The organism is Chloroflexota bacterium, from assembly GCA_023475225.1.
In the GTDB taxonomy this organism is placed as follows: Bacteria; Chloroflexota; UBA6077; order FW602-bin22; family JAMCVK01; genus JAMCVK01.
Genome location: JAMCVK010000038.1, coordinates 20,656 through 37,986, shown reverse-complemented (window position 1 = coordinate 37,986; position 17,331 = coordinate 20,656). Strand labels below are relative to the sequence as shown.

The 17,331-nt window shown below is 57.0% G+C and carries 17 protein-coding genes; 12 read left to right on the top strand and 5 right to left on the bottom strand.

Features of this window, described 5'->3' with window-relative positions; all coding sequences use genetic code 11:
- Window positions 1-11: 11 nt before the first annotated feature.
- From M1136_09920 to M1136_09910, 3 genes are all read right to left on the bottom strand, one after another.
- Complete coding sequence (locus M1136_09920) at window positions 12-929, bottom strand: transketolase (protein ID MCL5075946.1); 918 nt, start codon at window positions 927-929, stop codon at window positions 12-14.
- Window positions 930-1,308: 379 nt separating this feature from the next.
- A complete protein-coding gene (gene trxB, locus M1136_09915; protein ID MCL5075945.1) occupies window positions 1,309-2,229 on the bottom strand; it encodes a thioredoxin-disulfide reductase in 921 nt (306 codons plus the stop codon).
- Window positions 2,230-2,331: 102 nt separating this feature from the next.
- Window positions 2,332-2,730, bottom strand: a complete 399-nt coding sequence (locus tag M1136_09910; GenBank protein ID MCL5075944.1) for a secondary thiamine-phosphate synthase enzyme YjbQ — start codon at window positions 2,728-2,730, stop codon at window positions 2,332-2,334.
- 258 nt (window positions 2,731-2,988) lie between these two features.
- On the opposite strand from M1136_09910, the gene M1136_09905 reads away from it, so the two are divergent.
- A complete protein-coding gene (locus tag M1136_09905) occupies window positions 2,989-3,564 on the top strand; it encodes a flavodoxin family protein (GenBank protein MCL5075943.1) in 576 nt (191 codons plus the stop codon).
- Between the two features lie 11 nt (window positions 3,565-3,575).
- Here the strand turns inward: M1136_09905 and M1136_09900 are convergent, their stop codons facing one another.
- Both M1136_09900 and M1136_09895 read right to left on the bottom strand, forming a co-directional pair.
- Entirely contained in the window at window positions 3,576-4,550 is a 975-nt protein-coding gene (locus M1136_09900; GenBank protein MCL5075942.1) for a PH domain-containing protein, read from the bottom strand.
- Between the two features lie 19 nt (window positions 4,551-4,569).
- A complete protein-coding gene (locus M1136_09895; GenBank protein MCL5075941.1) occupies window positions 4,570-5,496 on the bottom strand; it encodes a branched-chain amino acid transaminase in 927 nt (308 codons plus the stop codon).
- Window positions 5,497-5,702: 206 nt separating this feature from the next.
- On the opposite strand from M1136_09895, the gene M1136_09890 reads away from it, so the two are divergent.
- The 11 genes from M1136_09890 to M1136_09840 all read left to right on the top strand — a co-directional run bounded on the left by M1136_09890 (window position 5,703) and on the right by M1136_09840 (window position 17,317).
- Window positions 5,703-5,900, top strand: a complete 198-nt coding sequence (locus M1136_09890) for a hypothetical protein (GenBank protein MCL5075940.1) — start codon at window positions 5,703-5,705, stop codon at window positions 5,898-5,900.
- Window positions 5,901-6,010: 110 nt separating this feature from the next.
- Window positions 6,011-7,399: an ABC transporter substrate-binding protein gene (locus M1136_09885; protein MCL5075939.1), complete on the top strand. Its 1,389-nt coding sequence runs from the start codon at window positions 6,011-6,013 to the stop codon at window positions 7,397-7,399.
- A 126-nt stretch (window positions 7,400-7,525) separates the two neighbouring features.
- Window positions 7,526-8,422 (top strand): sugar ABC transporter permease, encoded by an 897-nt coding sequence (locus M1136_09880; protein MCL5075938.1) that lies wholly within the window; start codon window positions 7,526-7,528, stop codon window positions 8,420-8,422.
- Window positions 8,419-9,351, top strand: coding sequence for a carbohydrate ABC transporter permease (locus tag M1136_09875; GenBank protein ID MCL5075937.1), 933 nt, complete (start codon window positions 8,419-8,421; stop codon window positions 9,349-9,351). Before M1136_09880 ends, M1136_09875 begins: the two co-directional genes overlap by 4 nt.
- A 19-nt stretch (window positions 9,352-9,370) precedes the next feature.
- Entirely contained in the window at window positions 9,371-10,456 is a 1,086-nt protein-coding gene (locus M1136_09870; protein MCL5075936.1) for an ABC transporter ATP-binding protein, read from the top strand.
- Window positions 10,457-10,479: 23 nt separating this feature from the next.
- Window positions 10,480-11,388 carry a dihydropteroate synthase gene (locus tag M1136_09865; GenBank protein MCL5075935.1) on the top strand — a complete coding sequence of 303 codons (909 nt, stop codon included), beginning with the start codon at window positions 10,480-10,482 and terminating at the stop codon, window positions 11,386-11,388.
- A 90-nt stretch (window positions 11,389-11,478) separates the two neighbouring features.
- Window positions 11,479-12,162, top strand: coding sequence for a cobalamin-dependent protein (locus M1136_09860; GenBank protein MCL5075934.1), 684 nt, complete (start codon window positions 11,479-11,481; stop codon window positions 12,160-12,162).
- A 19-nt stretch (window positions 12,163-12,181) separates the two neighbouring features.
- Window positions 12,182-13,570, top strand: a complete 1,389-nt coding sequence (locus tag M1136_09855; GenBank protein MCL5075933.1) for a monomethylamine:corrinoid methyltransferase — start codon at window positions 12,182-12,184, stop codon at window positions 13,568-13,570.
- Window positions 13,571-13,691: 121 nt separating this feature from the next.
- Window positions 13,692-15,173 carry an FGGY family carbohydrate kinase gene (locus tag M1136_09850; protein ID MCL5075932.1) on the top strand — a complete coding sequence of 494 codons (1,482 nt, stop codon included), beginning with the start codon at window positions 13,692-13,694 and terminating at the stop codon, window positions 15,171-15,173.
- A gap of 12 nt (window positions 15,174-15,185) precedes the next feature.
- Window positions 15,186-15,938, top strand: coding sequence for a fructose-bisphosphate aldolase (locus M1136_09845; protein ID MCL5075931.1), 753 nt, complete (start codon window positions 15,186-15,188; stop codon window positions 15,936-15,938).
- Between the two features lie 38 nt (window positions 15,939-15,976).
- Window positions 15,977-17,317: an FAD-binding oxidoreductase gene (locus M1136_09840; GenBank protein ID MCL5075930.1), complete on the top strand. Its 1,341-nt coding sequence runs from the start codon at window positions 15,977-15,979 to the stop codon at window positions 17,315-17,317.
- Window positions 17,318-17,331: the final 14 nt, after the last annotated feature.

Here is a 17,331-nt window from a genome sequence, read left to right as displayed (position 1 = left end):
GTTTCCCGCAGCTACATTTTTGCCAGGACGGCCGCGTACTTTGCGCGTTCTTCTTCGTCCTTGAAGCGCACGTAGTGTAGTCTTGGACGGCGTGCCTCTAGCAGGCCGATGCCCTGGCAGGGATTGGTATAGGCAAGGATAACAAGCGGCCTGCCGTCCGTAGGCATTTCAGCAGGGGCAGCCAATGCATTTACATCGTGCCCATCCACCTGAAAGACACGCGCCCCAAAAGCCTCTGCTCGACTCCGAAGGGGTTCAATCCTCATCACATCTTCCATCTTGCCGTCGCACTGTTGGCCATTCACGTCCACATAGACGCCCACATTGTCCAGATTGTAGAAGGGGAGGACCTGCATTGCTTCCCACGTCTGGCCCGACTGGAACTCACCATCGGACATGAACACCCACACGCGCCCGGTCTCGCCATGCAGCTTGCGCGCTAGGGCGATGCCAGCGGCCTGGCTGAGTGTCTGGCCGAGAGAGCCGCAGGTGACCTCCATGCCCGGCGAATGTTCTGCCCCGATCATCTCCACCGAGCTACCATCTTTGTTGAACATGGCCAGGCCTTCAGGAGCCATACGGCCAACTTCGATGAGCGTGGCATAAAGGGCAAGAGCGTAGTGCGCAGGGGAAAGGAAGAAACGATCCAAGTCAGGAGCCTTTGGTCCATTATAGCCCGCTCCAGTGAAGTAATGAGGATTATCCTTGCCAGGAACGCCAGGAAACGGCGGGGGGAGCATAGGCGCCTGACTTGGCCCCAGCTTCATAACTTTGATATAAAGAGTAGCCAGGATTTCAGCTGAAGAACAGGCCTGGCTGAGATAGCCGCCGTTGCTGGCGATAGTGTGCTCTAGTACACGCTTGCGGATGCCCCAGGCAACACGCCGAGCTCTATCTTGCCAGCTTAGAACCTCTTCAGATATCGCCATCACACTCACGACTCAGCCCTGTGTTACAGGCACTTTTGTGCTCTTTGCGCAGTTCTTCCGCCCTGAAAACATTTTATATATTTGCCATAATGGTCGTGCTCTTCCATTAAATCGCCCCCACATTTAGGGCACGCCTTTAACCACCACATCCTAGTAACCCCACCTCTGCTGTAAGATCAAAACTAACTTTAGGGTACATCTATGATGCTATCCTACTAAATAGTAACAGGCTGTGGCTGTTATATCAAGGAACACCCTCTCCCTCTCCCTCTCTCCCGTCCGCCAAGGGCGGACACACCTCGTCCCGCAAGAGAAGAGGGGAAAATCGTTAGGGCAGAGTCCTAGGACCCTTGACCTCCCGAGGCAGCGGCCTCTAACGCTATTTTCTTTGAGTGGCGAGATAGTGATCGGCGGCCATAGCAGCGATGGCCCCATCGGCCGCGGCAGTGACGATCTGGCGTAGGTGCTTTTGGCGCACATCACCCGCGGCGTAGACGCCAGGCACATTAGTCTCCATTCGCGCATTAGTCACAATGTAACCCTGTGGGTCCAGGTCAACGGTGCCGCGCAGGAACTCCGTATTGGGACGAATGCCTACATAGACGAAGACACCATCTACAGGCAACTCCCCTCGCGTCCCATCCTTTACATTCCGCAGGATCAACTTGGTCACCATGTCATTACCTTGAATCTCCTCGACCACGCTGTTCCAGCGAAACTCTATTTTAGGATTAGCCAGGGCGCGCTCCTGAAGGACCTTCGTGGCCCTTAGAGCGTCACGACGGTGGATTACGATTAGCTTGCTGGCGAACCGCGTCAGATAATCAGCCTCCTGGATAGCCGAGTCGCCACCACCAACAACAGCCACCCTCGCCCCCTCAAAAAAGGCCCCATCACACGTGGCACAATAGGAAACACCTCTCCCACGGTACTCCTCCTCCCCTGGCACACCGAGTTTGGTTGGCTGAGCCCCGCTAGCAATGATGACCGCCTTGGCTTCGTACCGCTCTCCCACCGCAAAGACGAGACGGCGCTCCTCCTGCACAGCTAAACTCGTCACCTCCTCAAGGGTTATCTCCAAGCCAAAACGCTTGGCCTGGGATTCCAGGCGATTGGAAAGCTCCAGTCCACTGATCTCCTCAAAGCCCGGGTAGTTCTCGATACGCTCGATAGTTGCTGTTTGACCCCCAGGCAACCCCTTCTCGATAAGAAGGGTGTTAAGTCTACTTCGACAGGCGTAAATCCCAGCCGTTAACCCAGCCGGGCCTCCCCCAACGATGATTAAGTCGTAGTTTGCCATTTCTTTTCACCTCCCCATCCCATCAGCAATGAACTATCCTTTACAACCCCTCAAAAGGGTAAGTTCTGAGACTGTTAAGCAATTCTTCGTCAACCCTCTGAATCAGGCGGGCACAATCTTCACGTAGACTGATCGTTGCCTGGGGCCATCGAATTCACAAAGGAAGAGCGCCTGCCAGGTGCCCAGAAGAAGACGACCAGCAGATATGAACAGGGTCTCCGAGAAACCAAGCAGACTGGCCTTGATGTGTGCAGCGGCGTTTCCTTCAGGATGATGATAAATACCGCGCAAAGGGACCACCTCATCCAATTGAGAGAGCAGATCGTAGGCAACGTTTGGATCGGAATTATCATTGATGGTTATGCCGGCCGTAGTATGGGGCACGAAGACGTAACAGACCCCATCCTGCACACCACTACTTTTGACTACCTCCTGAACCCTGGCCGTGATATCTTCCACCGCCACCTTTTCCCTGGTCACAACAATCAGTCGTGTCGTCACTATATCATACCTCTACCTCAATCTAGAATCGGCCACATTGTGCACCTCTATAACACCTGCCATATGCCTGAGGCGGGCACATCATAACCCGCAGTCCAGGCTACCGTCAAGATGGGTGAAAACGGATGATTGCCTTTTGAGTCGTCTTATGCCACAATTGACTGCCAAGAGTCGTTTCCCTGAGAGAAGCTACAGGCAGAATGCTTTATCGGTCAAGAAAGCCTTTGCCCCGCGATCCCATCTCCATTTGAGAGAAGGATGAAAGTACTTGGACTGGCAGGAAGCCCTAGAGTAGGGGGCAACACCGCTCTCCTTTTGGAGCAAGCCCTAGCGGGGGCTGCCGAACAGGGAGCAGCCGTCGAGAAGATCTTTCTTAATAGATTGAAAATTCGCCCTTGTCAACACTGCGATGGCTGCTTGTCCTCCGGTCAATGCGTCGTCAAGGACGATATGCTGAAGCTCCACCAGCAGCTACGGGAACTGGATCGTTTAATCCTGGCCTCACCCATCTTCTTCCTGGGCGTGACTGCTCAAACTAAGGCGATGATCGACCGTTGCCAGGCTTTGTGGGTTCTCAAGTATCGCCTGAAGCTCAAGGTAGCTACTCACTCCAATGAGCGCAAGGGGCTATTCATCAGCACGGCCGGCTTCAAACGGCCAGATATCTTCGAGCCAGCCATTCGCACGGTCAAGGCCTGGTTCAAAAGCATCGATGTCGTCTATGCTGACGAGCTCCTGTTCAACGGCATAGACGAAAAGGGGGATATAACCCACCATCCAACCGCTCTGCACGAGGCCTTCCTGGCCGGCCAGAGGCTGGTCGCCGATCCTTAACCGATAACCGTTTAATAGACGATGGTTACGATGGCTACGGCGAAGAGCAATTGGACAAGGACAGCCGTGCTAAGCAATAAATAGGCTGCTAATCTCTCCTTGGCATGGAGGAGCAGCCCTAAGAGAGCATCGGCCAGGAGAACAGCTGCCCCTATGGCTGGCATCCGAAAGACCTCCACCCGTCTCCCAATGATGTCCACCTCGCCAAGGGAGTTGTAATGCAGGGGCAGAAGTGGGGGGAGTGTTGGATACTTGAAGGTGACATAGGCGAAGAGAAAGGCATTCAGCAAGACCGCTATGCCCAGGATGATTAAGACCACCTGATCGGTCCAAAAGGGCAGCCCATAAAAGGACGGCCGAATGGTCAGCGGATGGACTGCGGCAGAAGACGCCTTTCGACCGGTTCTGACCAGGGCCGCTCTAATCTTGTTCAGAAAGCCATTCCTATCCTGGGGGGTGAGGACATAATAACGGCTAGTGGTCGCTACTAAGACCATCGCCCTTAGATTAAGAGAAGTAGCATAAAAAGCCGTAGCCTTAAGGTTCTCGGGGAGAAGTCCGCGCTGCTTGTCCTCCAGATCTAAGGGGAGATGGGCCACGTGGTAACCAGGCCAGTGAATGGGGCGTGCCAGTAACCGCAGCGAATCTCCAGGGACCACTGCTACGACGCTGGCAAGTGGGATCACCTCACGCTGTTTCATCCAACTGATGGTCAGGGCATCCTCCCCTAAGGTGTACCTCAGGCTCACGAGGCCATACAACCAATAAGCGTGCAGGATGAGGAGAGCAAAGAAGCTGATGATTCCTAGTCCGAGAAAAAAAGAGAGCAGGCTGACAGGATTGGTCAACAAAAGGAGGGCCAGGAAAGCACCACTGGCCAGGATGAGCAGTATCGACCCGAAGAGAAGCAGCCCTCCTTTAAGCAAGGAAGGGCGCCAGATGGCACCCTCTAGGACGGGCGCCCTTAAATCTTCCTTCGCTTCCATCTATGCCCCTGGGACGCCACTAGGCCGTCACCTTCTGGTAAACGGGGCTACACCAGTGACGATACTTCGGATGGCGACCATGGACGATATCGGAGTAAAGCGATTGCAACTTTCTAGTGAGCGAACCCACCCGACCGCTGCCGATCGGTCGTCGATCGATCTCTCTCACGGGGGAGATTTCGGCACCGGTTCCACAAAGGAAGCATTCATTGGCCGTGTAGAGCTCACTGCGATCGATGGAGCGCTCAATGGTAACGATACCGTACTCCTCACGACTGAGCTCGATGATCGTATCACGGGTAATACCTTCAAGGATATCGTCAGAGAGGGGTGGCGTGATCAAGCGCCCATTGGAGACGATAAAAAGATTCTCAGCACTCCCCTCAGAAACGTGCCCATTCTCGGTCAACATTATGGCCTCGTCGTAGCCCTCCTCCACCGCCTCGCTCTTGGCCAAAGCGGAGTTGACGTAGAGCCCGGTGATCTTTGCCCGCGCCGGGATAGCTGCATCGCTGACGCGTCGCCAAGAGGAGGTCCGGCAGCGGATGCCCTCAGGCTCGAGATAGGGTCCAAAGGGGGTAGTATAGATGGCAAAGCCATCGTCCAGTCCGTGCAAACGGACGCCTACCTCCTGTGTACTCTTGTAAGCCAGGGGGCGAATATAGACATCCTCCCGGTAGCCATTCCGACGAACAAGTTCCACAGTGATATCACATAGCTCCTCTACACTCAGAGGCAGCTTAATTTTCAGGACCTTAGTCGACCTAACCATGCGCTCATAGTGTTCCCGCATACGGAAGAGGTAGAGCTGTTCCTCATCGGCATTCCAGTAGGCGCGTATCCCCTCAAAGCAACCTGTTCCGTAGTGAAGGGCATGGGTCATGATTCCCACCTTGGCCTCGCTCAAGGGAACGAAGCGACCCTCAAAATAGACATAGATTGTCATTGATATCCCTCCGAAGCATTTGCTTGCCGCAAATTATAGCACTCCACCACACAAAAACCAAGGGTGCGATATGACTCATGGATGCGTTCAAGAGTTCGCAGTTGCAAGAGGGGGAAGAAAGCAATAGGCTCTCGTGCAAGAAGCAAATAACTTACAAGAGGAGAGTGTATTGACAAAAATCGTGGCTTGGTGTATAATACATCCTGATGAGAAGACGTTATATCCTCCTAACCTGGCTGGCGAATTATTGGTTCTCCGCAGCGTATGGTGGCGCAGATGATCAGGCAACCCAGCACCTTAGCCACGCTAGCCAGGCTGTCTCAGAGGGACGACCCAGTTGGAGCGCACCAACACCCGTCCACCTTCGTGATGAGCATGGTGCTGTGGTGTGTGGCGCAATCTGAAAGGAGGTGGTGCAGAGACCAGACAGGACAATTTGTAACCAGCGAGTATCGGTTGATGGTTGGCTGTTTGTAGTGTGTCTCAGTTTGTAGCGTGTCTCGTAAGGAGGAAGATGATGTTCCGAAAAGAAAAATGGTTGGTAGTCCTTACCCTGTTGGTGGCGCTTTCCACGCTGGCCGCTTGCGCTCCTGCTCCCCCTGCTGCCACACCTACACCGCAGGTGATCGAGAAGAAGGAAACGGTAGTGGTCAAGGAGACCGTCCCGGTCCCCGTAACTGTGTTAGTCCCGAAGAGGACTGTCACCATCGCCTACAACAACTACTTCAACATGACCTTTGGGCCCGCAGCCCCTCCCATAGACGCCATCAAGAAAGCCGTGGCAGCAAAATACCCCGACATCAACGTGGAACTGCTCGTCACGTCCACCGAGGCGAGAACCTGGCATGACATGTACGTCACCTGGTTTATGGCCAAAGATCCGACCGTGGACATCCTCGGCGTCGGCGGGTACTGGACTGCGGAGTTCGGCGAGGCGGGATGGCTTGAGCCGCTGAACGACGGGGTTCCGCCGGATGTGGACTCCAAGATTCTGAGCAAGTTGATTCCGGCCTACCTGGAGGCGCACACCTACAAGGGGAAACTGCTGGGCCTTGGCCCGTGGTGGGGAGGCATCGGCGGGTTGTACTACCGCAAAGACTTGCTGGAGAAGTATGGATTCAAGCCACCTGAGACGTATGATGATGTCGTCAAGATCTGTAAGGCCATCTTGCCGAAGGAACCAGGTATGACCGGCTGGACATGGTCTGGTAAGAAGGACGTGGCGCTGGTCAACCGCTGGTTTGAATACCTCTACGGCTTTGGCGGGAAGTACTTAGATGACAAGGGCAAATGCGCCATGAACTCTCCGCAGGCCCTGGCCGCATTGGAGTACATGGTCAACCTCATCAAGGACGGCATCTCACCCGCGGAAGTCGCATCGTGGAAAGAAGAGGATTCCATGGTGCGCTTTGTCAGTGGACAGGCCATCTTCCACACAGGGCGGCAGGATATGTTGTTCTGGCTCGACGACCCGAAGAAGTCCAAGATTGGGGGGAAGTGGGACTTCATACCCAATCCGGCTCAACCTGGTGGAAGGCACTCAGGCACATACGAGGGCTGGGCATTCAGCATCAGCAAATTCTCCGACAGCAAGGACGCGGCCCTGAAAGTCCTGGAGATCATGTTTGACTTCCCTGTTCAGAAGGACTTTAACCTCTCCCAAGGGCCGGTACAAGCCCACATGGATGTGTACAAGGATGCGGATGTGATCAAGAACAACCCGCACATGCCGCTCATAGAGGCGGTGGCGAAGACGGCACTGGCTCCGCTCTCCAACCCTCACTATCCGGAGATTGCTGATATCCTCATGGAAGAAATCCATGGGGCGCTCACCGGCCTAAAGGCGCCAAAGGCTGCTCTTAACGACGCCTGCTCCAGGATTGACCTTGTCACAAGCAAGTGACGCGAACAATTAAAGGTGCTGGGCTTTGGGGCATCCGGGGCGAGTCCGCAGGAACCTCAAAGCCCGGCACTCCGTTTGCGGTGGATACGGCCATAAAATGATCTCTGCAGAACTGGTGCGAAAAAGATGAGGATAAGACTGCGCGAGCCAGAAATTGCCTTCCTTTTCCTCCTCCCAGCCTTCATCGGCGTGATCGTCTTTTACTACTATCAGATCGTCCAGACAGGGATTTACAGTCTCTATAATTTGCAATACACAGCGGATTGGAGGCAGCAGCCTTTTGTGTGGCTGCGCAACTACTGGGTCGTATTCCACAGTACTTATTTCTGGCAGTCCATGTACTTTACCCTGTATTTCACAATCATGGCCACGGGCCTTGAACTCTGTGTGGGACTGGCGATGGCCATGGCTACCTTCTGGGTTCCGCGTGGGCTCGGAGGCATCTTGCGGGCGATCATCGTGATGCCTTGGGTCATACCTCCGATCATCAATGCAATGATATGGAGATGGTTGTTTCACCCGGACGTGGGGTTGTTTGGCTACGTCTTAACCAGAATGGGCATCGTCAGCAAGCCCCCTCTGTTCTTAACAGATCCGTTGTTGGCGATGCACAGCCTTATCTTCGCGGACGTATGGAAGAACGCCTCCATTATGGCCATCTTCCTACTTGGGGGACTGGCGGCAATTCCCCAAGACGTCTATGATGCCGCAAAAGTGGATGGGGCCCGGGCATGGTTTCGGTTCTGGAGGGTGACACTACCCTTGCTCCTCCCCACGATACTGGTAGCGCTTCTGTTCCGGGGAATAGATGCCCTGCGCACCTTTGACCTCGTCTACGGCTTGACGGGTGGGGGGCCTGGAACTGCAACAGAAACGCTCAGTTCCTTCGCCTATAAATACTACTTCACTTACGGGAAGTTCGGGCTGGGATCTGCCTACGCTATCGTTGTTTTCGCCATCATTATCGGGCTCGCCCTCTTTTACCTGTCTAGGATTCGCCAGAATCTGAGGTTCAAGGAATGAAGAGAGGAATAAGTTATCGTTACAGAAAGCAATCCAATTGTATGATGTATGTGGTGGTCACGGTCCTTATCGCCGTCTTTTGCCTGACGCCACTGTACTACAGTCTCAGCACCTCCCTTAAGCCGAGGGGGGCAGAGTACATGCTCCCCCTTGAGCTATGGCCTTCTAAACCCACATTGCAGGCTTACCGGGCCGTATTGGGTGTCATTGACGTTGCCGAACTGGAAAGTTCAAGCCTGAGCGGCATGGTGCTCCCTGCTGAACAGGCCAAGGTGGTCAAGAGTCTTAATTTTCTGACCCCCCTGCGCAATAGTCTCATCGTCTCGTTTTCCGTTGCGGTCTTTAGCCTTTTGATCTCTTCGCTATCAGCCTATGCCATCGCCCGCCTTCGGTTCAAGTACAAGATACAGTCTCTGCTCTTTTTGCAGTTAGGGGCGATGATTCCCATCGCGGTAACCATTGCCCCGACCTTTATGCTCATGCAGTCGCTGGGGCTCTTGCGCACGCTCCTGGCGATGATCATCCCGAACATCTTCTACAACGTGCCCATAGCTACGTGGCTGCTCGCCTGCTATTTCGCTGAACTGCCCTTTGAACTGGAGGACGCTGCGAAGATGGATGGCTACAAGCCCCTCAAGATTTACTGGCGAGTGATCTTGCCCCTGGCGGCGCCAGGACTGTTCTCGGCCGGGGTTTTTGCCTTCCTCGGCTCCTGGGGTGAGTTTATGCTCGCCTCTGCGGTCACAATGGGCATTCCATCAGTGCAAACTGTTCCTGCGGCCATGCTGAATTTCTCTGTGCAGTTCCGCTACGAGTGGACCTGGATATCGGCGGCCATCATTTTATCCGTGGTCCTTGTAGCGTTCATCACCTTCGTGTTCCAGAGATGGGTGATCAGAGGCTTGACAGCGGGTGCTGTCAAGTACTGATAGGATGTGAGGTGGCCAAATGGCTGAAGTTCGCCTAGAAGGCTTGACCAAGAGGTTTGGGAACGTTACCGCCGTGGGCGATATAACGCTGACCCTTGAAGACGGGCGATTGACGGTGCTGGTAGGCCCGTCAGGGTGCGGCAAGACGACGCTTTTGCGGATCATTGCCGGCCTGGAGGAGGCTACTCAAGGATCGGTGTTCATCGGAGGCGAAAGGATAAACGACGTGTCTCCGTGGGACCGGAACATCGCCATGGTGTTCCAGAGTTACGCTCTTTACCCCCACATGACTGTTTTTGAAAACATCGCCTTTCCGTTGCAGGCCAGGAAGGTTACCAAAAGCGAGATCAAACAACGTGTGGAGCAGACGGCGGCGCTGCTGGGCCTTTCTGCCCTGTTGCGCCGGAAGCCGCGACAGTTGTCCGGCGGGCAGATGCAGCGTGTGGCGCTGGGCCGGGCTATCGTACGGAAGCCCGAGGTGTTCCTGATGGACGAGCCTTTGTCCAACCTAGACGCCAAGCTGCGCGTGGAAATGAGGGGCGAGCTGAAGCGTCTGCAGAAAGACCTGGGCGTCACCACCATCTACGTGACCCACGACCAGGCAGAGGCGATGACCATGGCGGACAAGTTGGTGGTGATGAAGGATGGGCTGATCCAGCAGGAAGGTGAGCCAGAGGAAGTGTATTCGCGGCCCCAAAACATGTTTGTGGCGAGTTTCATCGGAAGCCCCTCAATGAACTTTATCAAGTGCAGATACGATGACGAAAAGGGAGAACTGGGAGCACCATCATTCCGGCGCCAGGTCTCGGCGCGGTTCGCGGACGCGCTGCACGTGCTAGGTATAGACAGGCTTATCCTGGGAGTTCGCCCTGAAGACCTCAAGGTGGGAAAAGTCGCTGAGGAGGGGGCAGTGCCTGCGAAGGTCTACATATCCGAGCCGATGGGAAAGGAGACACTGCTGACTCTGGAGGTTGGAGGAAGCCTGGTGAAGGCGATCACGCCGCCGCAGGTGCGCCCTCGGATTGGCGAGGAGGTGGGGCTGAGTTTCGAGGAGGAAGCGATGCGCTTGTTTGATGAGAAGACTGGACAGGCAGTCACAATCTGATAGATTCTGCCCTTCTTGGTGAGGTGGGTTCAGTGTGTGCCTCCGGTTTACGAAGAGCGCCAGCCTATGAGAAGTACACGCCCGGGACGCTGATGTGCGCCTACGGAGTCATCCCCTTCGGGCCAGGGCGTCCCACGCTGCTGGTCAACGACCAGATGGGGTACTACTACGGAAAGCCAGAGGTGCTGGCAGAGCTACACGAAGGGCGCTTTGACAGCCTCATTGAATTGGTCAGGGCTGGACAGGCGATCGGGATTCAAGTCGTTAATATCCAGTTGATGGAGCCCAGCCTGAACGAGTTGGATTTGGTGCCCAAAGTCACCAAGTCCCTATACGAGGCCACCGGCTGCGCCATTGCGGTGGACTCCCGCGACCCGGAAGTGGTGGACAGAGGCCTGGCCGCCTATCCGCATAAGGCGCTGTGCAATTCTATCAACGGTGAAATCCACGTCCTGGAAGCCATGCTGCCTATCGTTGTCGAACACGGCGCTGCCGTGAGCGGGTCCCTGGTGTACGAGAAGGGAGTGCCGAAGACGGTTGAGGAGCGGCTGTACGTCGCACGGCGAATCGTGGAGGCTGCGGAGGACCATGGCATCCCCCGCGAGGACGTGATTCTTGATGCTGTCTGCCTGCCATCGTCAGCCATGCCTGATTCCATGCGTACGACGCTGCAAACGCTGGACGCCTTTCACCGCGAGTTGGGCATATCCACTCTGCTGGGCATCAGCAATGCGGGGTTTCTGATGCCGGAGCCTGGGTTGATCGACCTGGCGTACTTGGTTGCCGCCGTTTCGTGGGGGTTGGATGTGGCGATGGTGAATCCGTTTACGCCGCTCCTGGCCGAGGAAATCCGGGCGATTGATTTTCTGATGGGGAAAGACCTCTATGCCAGGGAGTACCTGGCATACTATCGCGCGCATCATGCGGTGTGACGTTGTGCTGTCATTTGCGGACAGGGTTTCAGCGCAGAGGCCGCAGAGCACGCAGAGGGAAATGGAACCTTCATTCGGAGGATATAGAACATGGCGAAAGAGGAATTGTTGGCGCGACTCAGAGCGGTGATCCTGGGAGAAAGCAGAGTGGAAGAGGTGGAGGACGCCGCCCGGGTGATCGTGGACGCGGGAGTCGACCTAAACGCTGCCATTGACGTGGCCACCGAGGCTATCCGCGCCGTCGGCGACCGGTTTGAAGCGGGTGACATCTATCTCCCAGAACTGATGATCGCGGGTAGGAAGATGGAGCGTTGCATGGCCGTCCTGCGCCCGCACATCGAGGCTGGCCAGGGCCGTCAATCGAGAGGCCGCATCGTTATTGGCACGGTTTCGGGGGACATTCACGACATCGGCAAGAACTTGGTTGCTAACATGATAGCAGTGCGGGGCTTTGAGATCACCGACCTCGGCGTCAACGTACCTCCCCTGACGTTCGTAAGCGCGGCCAGGGACGGGGGTGCGACTATTATCGCTCTGTCCAGCCTGATGACAACCTCACTTCCTTACCAGCAGGAAGTGATTGAGGTGCTGAAGGAAATGGGACTGCGGGACAAGTTCTATGTCATCGTAGGCGGTGGCCCGGTCACAGCCGAATTCGCCAAAGGGATCGGCGCAGACGGGTGGGCCGAGAACGCCGCCTCAGCAGCAAGGCTGTGCGAGATTCTGATGACCTCGAGGGAGAAGCCCCCCGTGGTCAAGACCGTCATTGTGTGACCACGGAAGGAGAATGAGCATGACGCTGGATCGCGAGAGATTGATGCAGGTTTTGGACAGGGCCCACTCAGGTCCCCTTTGTGAGCCGTTCCAGTGGGATACCGAGGTTATTCCTCAGACCATCGCGGCGAACCTCAAGAGATATGACTTGCAGAAGACGTGCGAACCTGACAACCCCATCAACCAGGACGATAACCTGGCGGACCGCTTCTTCCAGGCAGCCATGGATACGGCTGTAGAGGTGGGCTTACTGTGCCTGGACACGCAGCGGGTGATCAAGTTTAGCCGCGCGGAGATCCAGCAGGCGCTGGATGCCGCTCCGTCCGAGTTCAGGCTGGGGGAAGGGGAAGAAATGGCTGTGTTCCGGCATAGAACTTTTGAGGACCCCTTCCCTCCGGTGTGGATCGCTCCCTTGAGCATCGCCGTGACCGAGGAGTTGTTCGTCCCCATCGCGGAGGGCATCGCACGCCTCCCGGAGGTAGACTGCCTGGAAGGGCCATCTCTCCAAACCATCTGGGGCAGCCAACTGCGCGCTGGGTCGCCCTACGAGCTGCTCGCTGGCAAACTGCAAGCGGACTTGACCTACGAGGCCCTGCGGCGCGCCGGGCGCGAAGGCATGGGGTTGTACGCCGTGGGCACGGCCCCCACGCATTACGGCGTTCTGGGCAGCTATGGTATCCCCGGCGGGTACAAGCCCGAAAGAGACATCGTTCTGCTGCTCACCCCCGTGGAAATGAAAACCTCGTACGAAGTGCTGCACAAACTGTGCCAGACCTACAACTGCGGCGGCATCACCTATGGCGGCTCCTGGTCCATGATCGGAGGGTATGCTGGCGGGCCAGAGGGGGCCACCCTTTCCTGCATCGCCTGCACGCTCCTGCTGTACACGGCCTACCAGGCTTCCAACGGAGCATCCTTCCCCTACGACATGAAGTACATGGGCAACTGCGGGCGCAGGGCACAGTGGGCGCTGAGCCTGGTGTTCCAGGCGTTAAGCCGCAACACCCATATTTGCACCAACTCGGTTCTGAATCAGACGGCGGGGCCGGCGACCAAAATGTTGCTGTACGAGTCAGCGGTGGGCATGCTGAACCTGACCGTGTCGGGGGCGTCGTCCTGCACCGGCCCGAGGAGCGCAGGGGGCAAGTATACCAACTACATTACCCCGCTTGAAACCAAGTTCGCGGGCGAAGTGTTCAAGAAGACGGCTGGCATGAGCCGCGCCCGGGCCAATGACATCGCCCTCAAACTTCTGCCCCTTTACGAGTCCGATTTAGGGAGGTCCCCGAAGGGCAAGAGTTTCCCGGAGTGCTACGACGTGAAGACGCTGCAGCCTACGGATGAGTGGCGGCGAATCTACGACGAGGTTAAGGACGAAGTGATCAGGGCAGGCATCCTGCTAGATTAGTTCGACAACCTCATCCTGAGGAGCAGAGCGACGAAGAATCTCGCTCAGCCGGCTAAGAGATTCTTTGCTCCGCTCAGAATGACAGACGATAACTGAGATTGGGGGTTAGAGGAACACGGTTATGTCGGATCCCTTAGCAAGCATTCTGACCATCGACGTAGGGACGTCGTCTCTGAAGGCCGTGCTGTACGGGCGTGACGGACGGGTGCTAGACAGCAGCACGCACAACTACTCCTATCGCTCCGCGCGGCCTAGCTGGGCAGAGGGCCACCCCGAGGGATGGTGGAATGCTCTGCAGGTGTCCCTGGCCGACCTGCGGAGCAGCGGGTTCGCTCTGGAGTCGGTGGAGGCTGTCTCGTTCAGCGGGCAAATGCACACTGCCGTGCTGCTAGATGGCGATGGGCAGGTGATCGAGCCCACAATTCTGTGGCTGGACAGGCGAGCGGGCCGCGAGGCAGAGGAGTTGCAGCGGCAACTGGGCTTGCCGCCCTATCAGCTGAACAGTACGTACACCCTGCCGAAATTGGTATGGCTCAGTCGGCACAGTCCCAATGTCATCGCGAAAGTTCGCAGAATCCTCTGGCCCAAGGACTACTTGCGCTTTCGGCTGACCGGCGTGATTTGCACAGACCTCACAGAGGCGGGGGGCACAGGCTTGCTGGACTGGGACAAACGGTGCTGGGCGATGGAGCGGCTGGCGCTGGCGAACCTGAGCGCAGAAGTCCTGCCGCCCATCTGCCCAGCCGATGGGGACGGTGGTTCCATCTCTCCGGATGTGGCCCCCTCGCTGGGCTTGAATCCGTGCCTGAAGGTGGTTATCGGGATGGGGGACGTGGCGGCGCTGTTTGGGGGCGCGCCACCGAAACCCGGCCGGGCTGTCTGTTCGCTGGGCAGTTCGTCCATGATCTTTGCGCCCCTCAGGGAAGGCCAGCGGGTGGCTGACCCGGCCAACAGATTGTATGTGTACCCCTTTGGGCCGTATCCGCTGCTGGGCGGCGTTTCATCAACGACCGGGGCGTGTCTGGTGTGGGCCTATGAGAAGTTGTGGGGCGGGCGTGAGGAGGGCAAGTCCTTTGCAGAGTGCGTAAGCGCAGCGTTGCAGGTCGAGCCTGGCGCTGGGGGAGTATGCTTCATTCCGTACTTGGCCGGGGAGCGAAGCCCCTACTGGAGCGATGCGCTACGGGGTGGCTTCTACGGCGTGCAGCTGGCCCACGACTGGCGCCACCTGGTACGCGCTGTCATGGAGGGCGTGGCCCATAGCCTGCGGCATCTGCTGGATATTTACGAGGAGATAGGCGCTCCGGTTGACGAACTGGCCCTGGCGGCAGGCGGCACAGCCACGCCCGGATGGGCCCAGATTATCGCGGACGTATGCCAGCGTGAAGTGTTGGTCTACGCCGGGCGGGAAACAGTGACGCGAGTTCTATATGCGCTTTGTCAGGTGCACCTGGGCCGTGCTAGTTTTCAAGAGAGCCTGCTGAGCACCTTTGAGGCTCCTGAAGTGGTTCGCTGCCGCCGGGAGCTCGCGGAGGTGTATGATCGAGCGTATCTGCGCTATCGGGCATTTTCGGCTTTTGCGTGGAAACAGGCGCGCGTTGAATGAGGAGGAGAGAGGATGATCGGAAAGAAGAGACGCTTGCAACGGTTGCTGGTAGGGACTGACCGCCGCTGCCTGCTGATTGCGCTGGACCACGCGGCGTGGCTCGGCCCTGTAAAGGGGATTGACTGCCCAGCGTTTATCGTCCAGAAAGTGCTGGACGGCGGCGCGAACGCGCTGCTGATGGGGCCTGGGTTTACCCGCGCGGTGGAGACTGTCCTGAAACCCTCAACGGGCATTGTCTTGCGGGTGAGCCTGGCGCCGGGGCTGGCGCTGGAAAGCACCCAGGAGACGCCACTGGCAACGGTTGAGACCGCACTGCGCATGGATGCAGACGCTGTGGCAGTGTCTGTATTCTTTGGGCGAGGCGGGGAGACGGCCATGATGCGCTACCTGGGCGAGTTGATTGAGCAGTGCGACAGGTTCGGAATGCCCGTGTTGGCGGAGATGATGCCGCCCGCGGAAAAGGCCTACGATGCGGAGACCATCGCCCATGCCGCCAGGATTGGATTTGAGGTCGGCGCGGATATCGTCAAGACTAACTACTGCGGGCATGTAGAGTCCTTCAAGCAGGTGGTGAAAGCGGTACCGGCGCCGATTCTGGTGGCCGGGGGACCTAGCAATGGCGAGGGCGAGGACGACATGCTTCAGATGGTGCGCGAAGTGGTCGAGTCGGGGGCCGCCGGCGTCGCCATCGGGCGGCGGGTGTGGCAATCCGCTATGCCAGACGCGCTGGTGCGGAAAATCAGCGCAATCCTTTTCTTAGCGTAGCGTGCAAGGATTCCCGAATGGTCAAGGAGAGGCATGGCATGGATAAGAAGTACGTTCTGAATCGGCTGGCCGAGATCGTGGGGCTCGAGTACGTCACGGATGAGAAGTTTGTCCTGCTGACATACACCCAGGATTTCGGCATCCAACCCCCTTTGTGGCCTGCGCCCTTCCATGATCTCGGCATGACGGAACAGGTGGCAGAAATTCTCAAACTGGCCAATGAGTTGAAGATCCCCGTGTCACCTAGGGGCGGCGGGTCAGCGCAGGAGGGGGGCTGCCAGTCGGACAGTGGCATTGTCCTAGAGACCCTGCGAATGGACAAGATCCTAGACATCGACGAGGACACGGGCACGGTCACCGTGGAGGCCGGCATCACGTTTGTGAAGTTGATGGACACCCTTGAAAAGAAGGGCTGGAAGATCGGCATCGCCCCGTCAGGGGCCATAGCAGGCACGCTAGGCGCGCACATCGCCCGCCCGGGCGTCGGCTGGGGGAACATCAAGTACGTGACGCAGGGAGATCAGGTCATCGGGTTGAAGGTCGTCCTGCCCATGGGCAATGTCGTGAACACGGGGAGCGCAGGCAACCTGAACTCGGACAGTTTCTTCCGCTACTGCCTGGGCCCCGATCTGGCGGGCCTTTTCATCGGCTCAGAGGGCACTTTTGGAGTCATCACCGAGGCCACGCTGCGAATGTATCCCTGGCCTGAGAAAATCTACCTGGAACGCTACGTCGGGAGTAACCTGCACGACGCCATCAACATCTTCCGCGAGATCGCCCTCCGCAACCTCGTGTGCTACATCTCCGTCCCCGTCATCAAACCAGACATGATTTTGTTTGACGTGAACGTTGAGGGCGACGCCGAGGAAGTGGATCACCATCTGGAAAGAATACGGTCTATCGTCCGAAAATACCCCAACATTCGGTTCGCAGGCCCCGAAGGTCCTCAGAAGTTCTGGGAACGCCGATGGTTCAACACGGGTGAGGAGTTCAAGGATGGCATCGCTGGTGCAGTTAACTACTTTCTCCCGTTTGCGAAACTGGAAGAAGCCACCTACGTCATGCGCGAGATCATGGAAGGGCACGGCATCAAGAAGTACGCACAGCAGATGTTCCCGGGGCCGACGGGTTCCGAGCACGTGAGCCTGATGTTCCATCATCCCGGTGACAAGGAAGAGTACGCCAAAATCCAGAAGGCTTTAGGCGAGATGATGGACAAGGCCCTGGCCATGGGCGGGTCTCCCTATTCCAAGGGGCAGCAGTGGGCCCCCTACCTGGAGAAACATCTGAGCAATACAGGGTACTGGCGGACGTTGCAGGCCATCAAGAAAGCGCTGGATCCAAACCACATTATGAATCCCGGTGTCGTCGGGCTGTAGATGTGGCTGGCGTT

Excerpts from the sequence above, each read along its gene's own strand:
- M1136_09920 (MCL5075946.1), bottom strand. The coding sequence starts at position 929 with ATGGCGATATCTGAAGAGGTTCTAAGCTGGCAAGATAGAGCTCGGCGT.
- trxB (MCL5075945.1), bottom strand. The coding sequence starts at position 2,229 with ATGGCAAACTACGACTTAATCATCGTTGGGGGAGGCCCGGCTGGGTTA.
- M1136_09905 (MCL5075943.1), top strand. The coding sequence starts at position 2,989 with ATGAAAGTACTTGGACTGGCAGGAAGCCCTAGAGTAGGGGGCAACACC.
- M1136_09900 (MCL5075942.1), bottom strand. The coding sequence starts at position 4,550 with ATGGAAGCGAAGGAAGATTTAAGGGCGCCCGTCCTAGAGGGTGCCATC.
- M1136_09895 (MCL5075941.1), bottom strand. The coding sequence starts at position 5,496 with ATGACAATCTATGTCTATTTTGAGGGTCGCTTCGTTCCCTTGAGCGAG.
- M1136_09890 (MCL5075940.1), top strand. The coding sequence starts at position 5,703 with ATGAGAAGACGTTATATCCTCCTAACCTGGCTGGCGAATTATTGGTTC.
- M1136_09885 (MCL5075939.1), top strand. The coding sequence starts at position 6,011 with ATGATGTTCCGAAAAGAAAAATGGTTGGTAGTCCTTACCCTGTTGGTG.
- M1136_09880 (MCL5075938.1), top strand. The coding sequence starts at position 7,526 with ATGAGGATAAGACTGCGCGAGCCAGAAATTGCCTTCCTTTTCCTCCTC.
- M1136_09875 (MCL5075937.1), top strand. The coding sequence starts at position 8,419 with ATGAAGAGAGGAATAAGTTATCGTTACAGAAAGCAATCCAATTGTATG.
- M1136_09870 (MCL5075936.1), top strand. The coding sequence starts at position 9,371 with ATGGCTGAAGTTCGCCTAGAAGGCTTGACCAAGAGGTTTGGGAACGTT.
- M1136_09860 (MCL5075934.1), top strand. The coding sequence starts at position 11,479 with ATGGCGAAAGAGGAATTGTTGGCGCGACTCAGAGCGGTGATCCTGGGA.
- M1136_09855 (MCL5075933.1), top strand. The coding sequence starts at position 12,182 with ATGACGCTGGATCGCGAGAGATTGATGCAGGTTTTGGACAGGGCCCAC.
- M1136_09850 (MCL5075932.1), top strand. The coding sequence starts at position 13,692 with ATGTCGGATCCCTTAGCAAGCATTCTGACCATCGACGTAGGGACGTCG.
- M1136_09845 (MCL5075931.1), top strand. The coding sequence starts at position 15,186 with ATGATCGGAAAGAAGAGACGCTTGCAACGGTTGCTGGTAGGGACTGAC.
- M1136_09840 (MCL5075930.1), top strand. The coding sequence starts at position 15,977 with ATGGATAAGAAGTACGTTCTGAATCGGCTGGCCGAGATCGTGGGGCTC.